At 64.7% G+C, this 12,577-nt stretch carries 11 protein-coding genes and 1 pseudogene; 7 read left to right on the plus strand and 5 right to left on the minus strand.

All coding sequences use genetic code 11. The features are described 5' to 3' along the window. Positions 1-11 precede the first annotated feature (11 nt). Genes ABIB45_RS08055 through corA form a run of 3 tightly spaced genes read left to right on the plus strand, consistent with a single transcriptional unit; the run spans position 12 to position 1,929 of the window. The gene (locus ABIB45_RS08055; protein ID WP_354215390.1) at positions 12-497 is read left to right on the plus strand and encodes an Lrp/AsnC family transcriptional regulator; all 486 of its coding nucleotides are present in this window, start codon (positions 12-14) and stop codon (positions 495-497) included. Between the two features lie 9 nt (positions 498-506). Continuing rightward, entirely contained in the window at positions 507-932 is a 426-nt protein-coding gene (locus ABIB45_RS08060) for a DUF1761 domain-containing protein (RefSeq protein WP_354215391.1), read from the plus strand. 1 nt (position 933) lies between these two features. Next, positions 934-1,929, plus strand: a complete 996-nt coding sequence (corA, locus tag ABIB45_RS08065; protein WP_354215392.1) for a magnesium/cobalt transporter CorA — start codon at positions 934-936, stop codon at positions 1,927-1,929. Positions 1,930-1,932: 3 nt separating this feature from the next. Here corA and ABIB45_RS08070 read toward each other — a convergent pair whose 3' ends face one another. Beyond that, positions 1,933-3,528 (minus strand): ABC-F family ATP-binding cassette domain-containing protein, encoded by a 1,596-nt coding sequence (locus ABIB45_RS08070; RefSeq protein ID WP_354215393.1) that lies wholly within the window; start codon positions 3,526-3,528, stop codon positions 1,933-1,935. 596 nt (positions 3,529-4,124) lie between these two features. Next, positions 4,125-4,961 (minus strand): helix-turn-helix transcriptional regulator, encoded by an 837-nt coding sequence (locus ABIB45_RS08075; RefSeq protein WP_354215394.1) that lies wholly within the window; start codon positions 4,959-4,961, stop codon positions 4,125-4,127. A gap of 76 nt (positions 4,962-5,037) precedes the next feature. On the opposite strand from ABIB45_RS08075, the gene ilvD reads away from it, so the two are divergent. Then, positions 5,038-6,906: a dihydroxy-acid dehydratase gene (gene ilvD / locus ABIB45_RS08080; protein WP_354215395.1), complete on the plus strand. Its 1,869-nt coding sequence runs from the start codon at positions 5,038-5,040 to the stop codon at positions 6,904-6,906. Positions 6,907-7,277: 371 nt separating this feature from the next. Beyond that, positions 7,278-7,505, plus strand: a complete 228-nt coding sequence (locus ABIB45_RS08085) for a hypothetical protein (protein ID WP_354215396.1) — start codon at positions 7,278-7,280, stop codon at positions 7,503-7,505. A gap of 100 nt (positions 7,506-7,605) precedes the next feature. On the opposite strand, the gene ABIB45_RS08090 is transcribed toward ABIB45_RS08085, so the two are convergent. After that, positions 7,606-7,803, minus strand: a complete 198-nt coding sequence (locus ABIB45_RS08090; RefSeq protein WP_354215397.1) for a hypothetical protein — start codon at positions 7,801-7,803, stop codon at positions 7,606-7,608. Positions 7,804-9,309: 1,506 nt separating this feature from the next. Here ABIB45_RS08090 and ABIB45_RS08095 point away from each other — a divergent pair. After that, entirely contained in the window at positions 9,310-10,125 is an 816-nt protein-coding gene (locus ABIB45_RS08095) for a 2-oxo acid dehydrogenase subunit E2 (RefSeq protein ID WP_502909112.1), read from the plus strand. Positions 10,126-10,214: 89 nt separating this feature from the next. Beyond that, a pseudogene (locus ABIB45_RS08100) lies at positions 10,215-10,903 on the plus strand (Re/Si-specific NAD(P)(+) transhydrogenase subunit alpha); the annotation flags it as partial. 407 nt (positions 10,904-11,310) lie between these two features. Here ABIB45_RS08100 and ABIB45_RS08105 read toward each other — a convergent pair. Both ABIB45_RS08105 and ABIB45_RS08110 read right to left on the minus strand, forming a co-directional pair. Next, a complete protein-coding gene (locus tag ABIB45_RS08105; RefSeq protein WP_354215398.1) occupies positions 11,311-11,481 on the minus strand; it encodes a hypothetical protein in 171 nt (56 codons plus the stop codon). Between the two features lie 272 nt (positions 11,482-11,753). After that, on the minus strand, positions 11,754-12,512 hold the full coding sequence (locus tag ABIB45_RS08110; protein ID WP_354215399.1) for a FadR/GntR family transcriptional regulator: 759 nt from the start codon (positions 12,510-12,512) through the stop codon (positions 11,754-11,756). Positions 12,513-12,577 lie beyond the last annotated feature (65 nt).

Genomic DNA, 12,577 nt, shown 5'->3' on the forward strand with positions numbered 1-12,577 from the left:
AAAGTGACAGTTTGCAAACACTTGATCCCACAGACCTGAAGATCCTGCTGGAACTCGTCCGGGATCCCCGCGTCCAGATTGGCGAACTCAGCGAGGCGCTGGGGATTGCCCGGAACACCGCGCAGTCCCGCGTCCGGCGCCTGCTCCGCGCCGGTGTGCTGCACGGCGGCGGACGCGAGGTGGACCTCGCGGCGGTGGGGTACGACGTCGTCGCCTTCGTCACCATCGAAGTGACACACCGGGAGCTGGACGGAGTGGTGGGCGCCCTCCGGCTGCTGCCCCAGGTTTTGGAGGTCCATGAGATCTCCGGCCGGGGAGACGTGTGGTGCCGCGTTGTGGCCACCGATACGCACAATCTGCAGTCAGCCCTCCGCCAGATCCTCCGCATCAAAGGCGTTATCCGGACCGAAACAGTCCTGGCGCTCCACACCCACATTCCCTACCGGACCGAGCCGCTAATCAGCCGTCTTGCACAGGCCATGCCGGGCAAAGGCTAGGCTTCGAGCATGGATTGGCTTTCACATGTTTCACAAATTTACTGGCTCGCCGTGCTTCTGGCGTTCATCGCCAGCATGGCCATCGGCTTCGTCTGGTACATGCCCGCCGTCCTGGGCAAGCGATGGATGGCATCCATCCGCAAGACGGAGAATGACCTCAAAAACATCAGTGGCGGCGCCGGGATCTGGGTTCCCATGATGGTGGCTGCTGCCCTGACTGACGTCCTGCTGGCTGTCCTGATCAGCAAGCTGGGCCTGGACACTGCCTTGGCGGGCGGCCTGTTCGCACTGGTTCTGGCGCTCGTGTTCCGCGCTGGAGGCCAGGTCATCCACAACGGGTTCGCCGGGCGTCCCGCGGCAGTCACGCGGATCGATTCCGGCCATGGCCTGCCCGCCATGACGCTGTCCGGCGTCATCATCGGGGCGATGTCCTGACGTGACCATCATCGATAATGCCGTGTATGTGGATGGCGTCCGCAGTGCAGAGCCGAAGAGCCTGGAACAGACCTTCGACGCCCTCGCCCACCACGGCGGCATGGCCTGGATTGGGCTGTACCGGCCCACTGCGGAGGAAATGGCAGCGGTGGCCAGCGAGTTCGGGTTGCATGCCCTGGCGGTGGAGGACGCCATTTCGGCGCACCAGCGCCCCAAGCTGGAACGCTATGCGGACAACCTGTTTACGGTGCTCCGGCCGGCACGCTACCTGGATTCAACCGAGACCGTGGAATTCGGCGAACTGCACATCTTCACAGGCCCGAACTTCGTGGTAACCATCCGCCATGCCGAAATGGCCGGGGTTGGCCGGGTGAGGCGCCGCCTGGAGGACCGCGCCGACCTCCTGCGGCACGGCCCCGAGGCAGTCCTCTACGCCCTGCTGGACATGGTGGTGGACGACTACGCACCGGTGGTGGCCGGCCTGGAAAACGACATCGACGAGATCGAAGACCAGCTGTTCAGCGGGGATGCCACGGTGTCCCGCCGGATCTATGAACTCGCACGCGAAGTCATCCAGTTCCAGCGCGCCATCCATCCCCTGCCGGATATGATGCAGCAGCTCAAACGCGGCTTCGAAAAGTACGGGGTGGACTCGGACCTGCAGCACAGCCTTCGCGACGTCGAGGACCACGTGGCACGGTTGATCTCCCGCGCGGATTCGTTCCGTGACCTGCTACAGAACGCCCTCACGCTGGACGGGACACTGACCGCCAACCGGCAGAGCGAGGCCAGCGCCGAACAGAACGAACAGGTCAAGAAGATCTCATCCTGGGCGGCGATCTTCTTCGCGCCCTCGTTCGTGGCCGGGGTGTATGGCATGAACTTCGATCACATGCCTGAGCTGCACTGGACCCTGGGCTACCCCCTAGCCATGGTGCTGATGGCCGCCACGGCAACCCTGATGTACGCCATCTTCAAGCGCAAGGGCTGGCTCTAGGGGTCAGCTGGCCTGCAGGGCGACGGCTCCGTGGCCCGAGTCTGCTGCGCTGAACACCAGCCGGCGGTTGGCGATTTTGTCCGTAAAGAAACGGTCGTGGCTGACCACCACAACGGCCCCCGGAAAGTGCAGCAGGGCGCGTTCCATGACCTGGGTGCTGGACAGGTCAAGGTGGTTGGTGGGCTCGTCAAGCAGCAGTACCGAGGCGCCGGAGAGCAGGCACTGGGCCATCGCCACCCTGGCACGCTGGCCGCCGGAGAGGTTGCCGATTCTCTGTTTAAGATCGGCCTCGGAAAACTGGAACATGGCCAGGAACCTGTTCACCGATTTCTTCGTCGCCGTCAGGGCCAGGCTGTCCGGCATCGCGTTGACCGCGTGGGTGACGGTGTCGTCGTCGTCCAGTTCCTCAAGTACCTGGTTGTACGAGACCATGCCCGCGCCCTTGGCCCAGGCCACGGTGCCGGCATCAGCCGGCTCTTCACCGGTGAGCGCCCGCAGCAGCGTGGTCTTGCCGCTGCCGTTGGCTCCGATGACCGCGATCCGGTGGCCGCGACCGATCTCGAAACTCAGATCGCTGAAAAGAGTCCTGCCGCCGTAGGCCTTGCCCAGCGATTCCACCCGGCACAGAACGTCCTTGACGTAGAGGCCGCCATAGATCTCCGTGATGATCTGGTCCACTGGCCGGGGCGCCCTGGACTTCTTGATCCTGGCCAGCTGGTTCGCCAGGCCCTTGCCCGCGGCCTTGGCAGCCTCCCGGCGGTCGGAGATGCCCTCGGCTTCGAAGGCGAGCAGCTCCGACTCGTGGACAAACTGGCTTTCCAGGCTTTTGAGCCGGAACTGTTTGGCCACCACGTACTCGGCGAAGTTCCCCGGGTACTCGTGCAGGTGGTGGTTCTCCACCTCGATGATCCGGGTGACAACGGAGTCCAGGAACTTCCGGTCGTGCGAGACGATGATCGCGGCGCCCTTGAACGTCCTGAACCAGCCTTCGAGCCATTCGACGCCGGCAACGTCCAGGTAGTTGGTGGGCTCATCCAGCAGCAGGACGTCCGGGGCCTCGAGCAGGATCTTCGCCAGTGCTGCCCGGTTCCGCCAGCCGCCGGAGAGCTCGTCGATGGCGCAGGTCCGGTGGTGCTCACTGAAGCCGAGGGTTGTGAGGACTTTGTCGATGCTGCGCTGGTAGTCCCAGCCGTCCAGCCGGTCCATGGCCTCAAACAGCTCGGACTGGCGGTGGATCAGCTCGTCCAGCCGTGCACCGTCGGAGGAGTCGGTGGCGATGGCCGCATCGATTCCGGCGAGCTCAGACTCGATCTCCGTCACGTGGGCGAACAGGCCGTTCAGGACCTCTGTGATGGTGGACTCGCCGTTCAACTCCGAGAACTGCGAGAAGTAGGCGGTCCTGGTTCCCAGCTCCACGGCCACGGTGCCGGCGTCGGGAGCGACCTGGCCTTGGATGAGTTTGAGGATAGTGGACTTGCCCGAGCCGTTCTTCCCGATCAGGCCCACCCTGTCCCCGGCCTCAAGCTTGAAGAAGGCTTCCCGGAGTACCTGTGCGTTGTCGAAGCTGACGTTGACGTCATTCAGCCGGATCAAACTCATCGTTGCTGTCCAATCCAGTCATGGGTAATGGCGACAGGCCAGAGATGCGGCCGCATCACACTCTCTCACGAATACGCTGCCGATCCAGATTCGCGGGCGTACCCCCTTCCCGGCCGGATGCACAGCGCCAGCCTGACCCTCGCCGCAGCAATTGGAGGCGGAGCCCTGGCGGTCTCGGCCCTTCCGGCCAACGCCGCGACCACCGCCCCTTCGCCTGACTCCAGCCAGTCCACCACGGCACCGGCCCGGGACGAGTCCAAGGGTGGGCACCAGGCGAACGGGATGACCGAGACCCTGCTGACCGGCGACACTGCCGCTAAGGTCACCGACGCCGCCTTGGCAGCCAACCAGGGTGCCACCATCCAGCGGGTGGAGACCTACGCGGAAGGAGCCGCCTACGAAGCTCACATCGTGAAGTCTGTTACAGTCCGGGTGGCGCTTGGGAGCAGTCGCCGACCCGGTTGTACGCGGCGTGTACGGCATGAGTCTCGGCGCCCTAGTGTGCCATCCGGGCGCGCGTTACCGTCCGAGGTAGGCGAGCAGCGCGGTGAGCGCGGCCCGGCATCGCGGCGGTCCAGGCGGCTGACAGTGCGGTGTCATCCAGGCTGGCCCTCCATCAGTGCCGGGATTCGTGCGCCGGTTGGGGTGCCCGGCACCGGCGTGTACATCACCAGGTGCAGCTCCGGGGCATCCGAGGGCACCAGGCGGTGCTGCTCAAAGACCAGTTCACCGAGGCGGGGATGCAGGAACACCCGCTGCCTGGAGGCGAACCGTTCCACCCCACGGTCGGCCCAGAGTTGTGCGAACTCCGGGCTGGCCTTGCCGAGCCGGTTGATCAGTGCGGTGTGGGCGGCCGATCCGAGCCGGGGGCCTGCCTCGGCCCGGAATTCAGCAACAAAGTGGCGCGAGGTTTCTTCCCAATCGGGCAGCATCTCGCGCAGGTGGGGGTCTGTGAAGATGAGCCACAACAGGTTCCTCTCAGCCGGGTCCACGGCCGCGATCCGTGAATAGAGGCCGGCGTAGGCCCGGTTCCAGCCGGCGATCCCCCAGTCCGGGGCCACGGCGAAGGCCGGGAAACCAAGAGAATCCAGCAGCCGCTGCACGTGCGCAGGCGCCTCCTCGATGGTCGCGACCTCGGCCGCTGGAACCGGAGCGTAACCGCCCAGTGCGAGCAGATAGGACGCTTCGGCACCTGTCAGGCGGAGGACGCGCGCGATGGCATCCAGGACCTGGCGCGAGGCGTTGATCTCCCGGCCCTGCTCCAACCACGTGTACCAGGTGACGCTGACAGCAGCGAAGGAGGCAACTTCCTCGCGGCGGAGTCCCTGGGTGCGGCTGCGGCCTATGGGCGGCAGGCCCAGTTCCGCCCGAACCAGGTTCCCGCGTCTGACGCGCAGGAACTGCCCCAGCTCCCGCCGTCGTTCATCACTCATCCCAAAAATCTAGCACTGCCACTACTAGTATCAGCACCGCCTTCCACCGTCATACTTCCACTGGTTGACTGCTTTCATGCCTCCACTACGTTCACGAACAGTCACCCACGGCCGCAACATGGTCGGCGCACGCGCATTGCTGCGCGCCGCCGGCGTCAACGGATCCGACTTCGGCAAGCCGATCATCGCCGTCGCCAACAGCTTCACCGAATTCGTCCCCGGCCACACACACCTCCAGCCGGTGGGACGCATCGTCTCCGACGCCATCATCGAGGCCGGCGGCATCCCGCGCGAGTTCAACACCATCGCCGTCGATGATGGCATCGCCATGGGCCACGGCGGCATGCTCTACTCTCTGCCCTCGCGCGATCTGATCGCCGACTCGGTGGAGTACATGGTCAACGCGCATTGCGCCGACGCCCTGATCTGCATCTCGAACTGTGACAAAATCACCCCCGGCATGCTGATGGCCGCGCTGCGCCTGAACATCCCCACGGTCTTCGTCAGCGGCGGCCCCATGGAAGGCGGCACGGCCGTGCTGGTGGACGGCACCGTCCGCAAGCGGCTGAACCTGATCTCTGCGATCGCGGACGCGGTGGATGAGAGCGTCTCGGATGCCGACCTGCTCCGCCTGGAGGAGAATGCCTGCCCCACGTGCGGTTCCTGTTCGGGCATGTTCACGGCCAACTCGATGAACTGCCTCACCGAGGCCCTGGGCCTCTCGCTGCCCGGCAACGGCACCACGCTCGCCACGCATACCGCCCGCCGCGACCTCTACCAGGACGCCGGCAAGGCCATCGTGGACATCACCAAAGCCCATTACGACGGCGACGACGAGTCGGTTCTGCCGCGTGCCATCGCCGGCCGTGCCGCGTTCGAGAACGCCATGACCATGGACATCGCCATGGGCGGCTCCTCGAACACCATCCTGCATCTGCTCGCTGCCGCCCAGGAGGCCGAACTCGACTTCACGCTCGAGGACATCGACGCCATCTCGCGACGCACCCCGTGCCTGACCAAGGTAGCTCCGAATGGGGACTACCTGGTCGAGGACGTGCACCGAGCCGGCGGCATCCCGGCCATTCTGGGTGAACTGGACCGCGGCGGGATGCTCAACCACGATGTGCGGTCGGTGCACGGCCCGGACCTGCGTTCATGGCTCGATACCTGGGACATCCGCGGCGGCAAGGCCAGCGACGTGGCCGTTGAACTGTTCCATGCCGCGCCCGGCTGCGTCCGGTCCGCCACGGCCTTCTCCCAATCGGAACGATGGGACAGCCTCGATACCGACAGTAAGAACGGCTGCGTCCGTTCGATCCAGAACGCGCACACGGTGGAGGGCGGGCTGGCCGTGCTCCGTGGAAACATCTCAGCGGATGGCTGCGTGGTGAAGACAGCCGGCGTGGACGAATCGATCTTCCAGTTCTCCGGCCCGGCTGTCGTCTTCGAATCGCAGGATGATGCTGTTGAAGCCATTCTGAGCAAACAGATCGTCGCAGGGGACGTCGTCGTCATTCGCTACGAAGGCCCGCGCGGTGGCCCGGGCATGCAGGAGATGCTCTACCCGACTTCGTTCCTGAAGGGGCTGGGACTCGGCGCGAAGTGTGCGCTGATCACCGACGGCCGCTTCTCCGGCGGCACGTCCGGACTGTCGATCGGCCACATCTCCCCCGAGGCCGCGGCGGGAGGAGCCATCGCGCTCATCGAGAACGGCGACACGATCTCCATCGACATCCCTTCGCGCTCAATCACAGTAGAAGTGTCCGACGACGAAATGGACCGCCGTCGCGCGCTGCTGGAAGCGACCACAGGCTACCAGCCCCGCAACCGCGAGCGCGCCGTCTCCCCGGCCCTGCGCGCCTACGCGGCTTTCGCTCTCTCGGCAGACAAGGGAGCGGTGCGGCACGTGCCCCTGGAACCCCTGCCGGTCGCCACCATGGCCTAGCCGGATTAACACGGAGGTTGGTGACGCGGCTGGCGGCCTAAAAGAACGCGCACCGGTCATGCAGCCGATCGCCAAGGTTGTGGCGGAGACCGGGTCCCGAAGGGTAAGCGCCGGCGAGGCAACCGCCGCGTTCCACACCGCGGCATCAACCGGAACAACGCCTCGCTGAAAGCACTCGCCAAGGACCTCGGCATTCCGGCCGTGGGCATCAGTCCGGGTAGATAATTGCGGCCGTCGGCCGTGGCCGTAGCCGTAGGTCTGGCATAGCCACCAGCACTCCACTGCTGGCGGACTCCCTAGCATCGCTGGTTGAGGGACACGGGCAGACACACTGGTTCACGCGGGTTAGGCTCACCCCCTCGGCACCCGATGTGCTGGCCGCTGATCCGGCGCAACAGTTCCAGGAGCTGCTCGGAGCGGTCCAGAAAGCGAGTCGGGACGACGGAGCCGAAGCGGTCATCATCGCCGGTGGACCCCTTAGCGAGACGGCCCGCCGCCTGGCCTCGACGGGCATCGTGGAGATCATCCAGCAGCCTGTAAGCGCGTGCTCCAAGGTTCTTCGCGTCATTGGCGAACAGCAGCTCGCCGCGGCCCCGTAGCCAATGGAGGTGGACCCTTAGCGTCAAGTGAGTATGACCAAGGGGTGCAGCTTGTCGAAAGGGGGTGCACCCCTTGGTCATGTCCGCTGCGCGGAAAGGCTTACTCCTGCTGATCCTTGAGGGAGGAAATGATGCTGCCGCAGCCCTGGAAGAACATCCGCCGGCCAAGGCCGCCGTCGGTCCATATCCAGATGATCGAGTAGTCATCCGTTGCGGCATCCACGACGCCGGTGCCGGTCGTCGAACCTTCGGCGAAACGGACCCGCTCCCCCGCAATGAACCGGGGGTGCCTGACCATGCTCCGCCGCGGCCTGGACTGGGTGGTTGCGGCTACCACTGTGGGCAGCGCAGAGCATGGAGGTGAAAAGCGGTCATTAGCATCCTTGGGTCGCAGGCGGTTGTCCCAGCTCATTACAACCCTGCCCGCTGCTCCCAGGTCACGCAGTACGCGTGGTCAACCCAGAATATCGGGTAGCGCTGGAAATCCCGCACGATCGTGCTTATCTGGCGAGTGTGACCGGGAGTCCGTCGCTCTGGCTAACGGCTGTCACTAGTGCGTCTTTCTGTCGGGGAAGGTGAAATCTTCATCCCTGTTAGACAAGTAATCAGTCCCCTGGGAATCGGGTAAGGCTTAAAGCTTGCTGCGCGCCTACACTGAGCCATGAGTACGATCTCGTCGTTGGTCCTGATTTTCGGTGCGGCTTTCGCTTGGATCGGCTTGACGGTATTCGTACTCGTCCGGTTGCGCCGTCGCCGCCGCCGGAACGGGTCCTCGCTGGTAGCGGCGGCTTCCCCTCCCGCTGAACCCGGCAGCATCCATCCCCACAGGCCATGGCGGCGCGTCCGCCCTGTAACAGGCCAGGACACGGCGCGACGCAGGCTGCGCCTCCGGAAGGTCCGCAGCTGAAGGCAATCATTACCCCGTTCGCCTGACAGATCTGGACCGCAGCCGGCGATGCTACCCCCTGGACAGGGGACTGAGCGCCAGACATCGACGTGTCCTTCCGGTACCTCGGGGTGTCTAAAGCAGGTACCCACCACTCGGGCACCACTCAGGAAAGAGCCCTAGGGTGGTGAGAGGAGCCGGCGACGAGGGTGCGCTTCTGAGATCGAGTGCACCTCCCCAGCCGTCGCCGGCTCCTCTTGTCCGGCTCGACCATGTACACCCGCGAACACGGGCACAACAAGCTCGAAGGAGTCCTCCCCGGCATTTTCCGCCCTCGCGGACCGGCTGGTTATCGAATGGACTGCGGACAAGGTGAACTGGGCAAAACCGGGAACGCACGCAAGCCTCATGACTGTGGTCGAATTTGCTGATCCGCGGACCGAGCCGTTCCCCGGTTTGAGTCGCTCCTGATCAGCTACGACGAGCTCCAGACAGTCGTCTCTGATGACCGCTGCAAGCAATGGCAGACAGCCCTCAGTTCCGTGCAGGGCATTTATCTCATCGCCGGCACGAATACCGGCAAGCTGTACGTCGCCGAGGTGGACGGTGCTGAACGCTTCTGGGACGGTGGAGCGAACACTCCCGGAACGGCCACGGCGGCAATGTCTCCCTCCCTGAACTGGCCGGCGCCAATGCCAGCCATCCGCGGCACTTCCAATTCAGCATTTTGCGGGTCTTCTCACCCAGTGCACCGGCTGTACAGGTCGATGCAGCCGAAGCCCACTTCTTCTTAAGCCGCCGGCAGCGCCCACCGCTATCGGTGACCGGCTATTCGCGAGTCCGCTCGTGCGCCGCATCGCGAAGGAACGCTCGTTAGATCTCTCCGGAGTCGCGGGCAGCGGACCCAACGGGAGAATCGTGCGACGTGATCTGGACGACCTCCAGCCCGCACTGGCCCCGGCTCCGGTCATTCCCGCGGTAATTCCGCCCGCACCTACCCCGGCTCAGCCCGCCCTCCCCGTCAATCCGCCGGCGGCGGCCGCTGCAGATGCGGCCGGATTCACCGATATTCCGTACACCGGCATGCGCAAGGCGATCGCGCGCAGGCTCACAGAGAGTAAGTCGACCGTTCCCCACTTCTACGTCACGGCGCACTGCCGCGTCGACCGGCTGCTCGCCCTTCGGACCGAAGTTAACTCCACGTCGCCCCGCAAGATCTCGGTCAACGATTTTGTCGTGAAGGCCGTCGCTGCGGCGCTTGTGGATGTTCCGGCGGCGAACGTCATATGGATGGACGCGGCCACAAGGCGCTTCGACCACGTGGACCTGGCGGTGGCCGTTTCTACCGACGGCGGGCTGCTTACGCCCGTCCTGCGCGGCGTCGACGGCCTCTCCCTCACGGCGATCGGCGATAGAATCTCTGATCTCGCCGAACGGGCCCGGCACGGCCGGCTCCAACAGCGGGAACTGGAAGGCGGGAGCTTCGCTGTGTCCAACCTGGGCATGTTCGGCGTCGACCAGTTCTCGGCAATACTGAACCCCCCGCAGTCTGGAATTCTCGCCGTCGGTGCGGCAAAGCAGCAACCGGTCGTCCAGGATGGCGAGCTCGTAATCGGTACTGTGATGACTGCGACCTTGTCTGCCGACCACCGGGTGGTCGACGGCGCGGTAGCGGCCGCATGGATGGCTGCTTTCGTCAAACGGATCGAGAACCCACTGTCCATCCTCATCTGAGGTTCCCCTGGCCGCTCGAAAGCAGATACTGGCGCATCGGGCAGCGGGTTTCTGCCCGATGCCAGCTGGTTGGATGAAAGAGAGTAAACGTGACGCGTATTGGCATTGTGGTCGAGTTGGGTCACGAGAGAAGGGCGGCGGCGACGCCTGTCACCGTCGGGCAGTTGTTGGAGTTGGGCTACGACGTTGTGGTCGAAAAGGGTGCGGGAGAGTCCGCGTCCTTCCGTGATGACGACTATGCCGCGGCGGGTGTGGTGATTGTGGGCGCGGACGAGGCGTGGGGCAGTGAGGTGGTTTTACGGATCAATCCGCCCACCGGGGGATGAGATCGGCCGCCTGGCCGAGGGGGCCACGCTGATCGGGTCGCTGAGCCCGGGTCTGCGGCCGGAGCTGGTGGAGGCGTTGGCGGCGCGTCCGATCACGGCGTTGGCGCTCGATGCCGTGCCTCGCATTTCCCGGGCGCAGTCGATGGATGTGCTCAGTTCGATGGCGAACATTGCCGGTTACCGGGCCGTTATTGAGGCGGCTCGCGAGTTCGGCCGGTTCTTTACGGGACAGGTAACCGCTGCCGGCAAGGTTCCCCCGGCGAAGGTGCTGGTCGCCGGGGCCGGGGTTGCGGGCCTGGCCGCGATCGGGGCGGCCTCCAGTCTGGGTGCGATTGTGCGGGCGACTGATCCGCGGCCCGAGGTCGCTGATCAGGTGAAGTCCATTGGCGGCCTACCTCAAGGTTGAGGTCGAGGAGGAGATGAAGTCCTCGGATGGTTATGCCAAGGCCACGTGAGCACCGGGAGGCCCAACGGGAGCCACTGCTCAAGATCGATCTCAATTTCTGACCGGCCACTGTTGAACTCCTGGATCTGGTGGAGCCGCTGCAGGTCCCAGATGTGATACTCGATCAGGCCCCGACGAAGGAGGGGCTGGACGGTCCGGAGCGGCCACGTACAATCCGGAGGAATCTCAATGATGTTGTCAAGGACAAAGGTTGATTCCTGGGCCGTCCAGCCGGAGCTGCAGGTGACTTTGAGCTGTCCGCAGCCGAGGGGCCAGTCAGGGATATCCGCGGCTGGAAATTGGGAGCCGTTGGGGGGTAGTTCACGGGCCTCCGTAGCGGTGGATAACCCGTGAGGATTGACCCGGTTGTGGGCAGCGGAACGGTGCTGCCCGTGATGGCATGATTGTGTCAACTTAGTCGGAGCCCACATTGGCCTTCGGCCACGGCGTGGAGGGACGCCGTGGGCGTTTGTGTGCCATGCAGGCCGAGCCCGCGTCGCTGGTGAGGGGGCCGAGACGGCGGTGACCGAACTCCGGGATGTAACGGCCTGCGTCGTAGGCAGCGCGTTTGTCGTCTGTGGCCACGCTGGGTGAGCCTGACTTGTTGCTGGAGGCCACGCAGAGCTAACGGGGATGTATCGGCCCCGTTGGATCCAAGGGCTCACGGCAGAGGTCGAAGCCCTCTCTCAAGCTAAAGAGCCACCACGCGACGTCAACACCGCATCTATAAACTGTCGCCGAACCGGGACTTCCCATATCGGGCAACGAAGGCGCCTTCCCGGACCTCTGGACATGGGTCAACAAGGGCTCCCCCGGATGCCCGAAAGGCATCCACCTTGAGTCGATGCCGTCGTTCATCACTCGGAGGTGGCGCCGCCGTTCGTCAGGCCCATGAACATCGTCAGGTGCAGGATGTCCACGTGTTTGCGCGAGACCTCCACGGCTTCCTGGACATCGCGTCCCCGTAGGGCCGCCACCAGTGCGATGTGGTCGTAGTTCGATTTGTGCAGGAGCTGGATCGGGTAGGGGATGAAGTAGGCGTAGAGCTGTGCCAGAGTCTCGTGGTACTCCTGCACCGCGGTGCCCAGCCCCGACGCAGTGCCCACCAGCTGATGGAACTGCTCGTCTGCCTTGTGGTAGTCGGACCAGTCCGCAGATTCGGCCATGTCATGAGTCAGCCGTTCGAGCTCATCGAGCTGTTCTGCCGTGGCGTTTACCGCCGCGTAGTGCGTCACGGCGCATTCGAAAAGCAGCCTCCGGTCCACCATCCGGTTCACGGCCCGGGACTCGGCCGGTGATGCGGAGAGTTCAGCCAGCACGCTCCGCGGGGGCTCGTCGGCCACGAACGTTCCACCGCCCCGGCCGCGCCGGCGGACCACCACACCGTGCTCCGCCAGGCTCGCCAGCGCGCGGCGGGCGGTGATCGGGCTGACAGACAGGCCCAGGGCGACGTCCTCCTGATCGGGCAGGCGATCGCCAGGCTTCAGCAGGCCCAGGGAAATTGCCATGCCGATCCGAAGCCGCACGGCGTCAATGGCGCTGCGACGGTCGATGCCGGCCAGGCTTCCGGCCTCGATGGGCGAAGTGTCGGCGGTGTCGTCTAACTGACGGGTCATATCCGCTACTTTACGGCCCAATCCTTCCTCTTCCCATAATTAGATCATTCTGATCTAATATAGTG

The organism is Arthrobacter sp. UYCo732 (assembly GCF_040547265.1).
Taxonomy (GTDB): Bacteria; Actinomycetota; Actinomycetes; order Actinomycetales; family Micrococcaceae; genus Arthrobacter.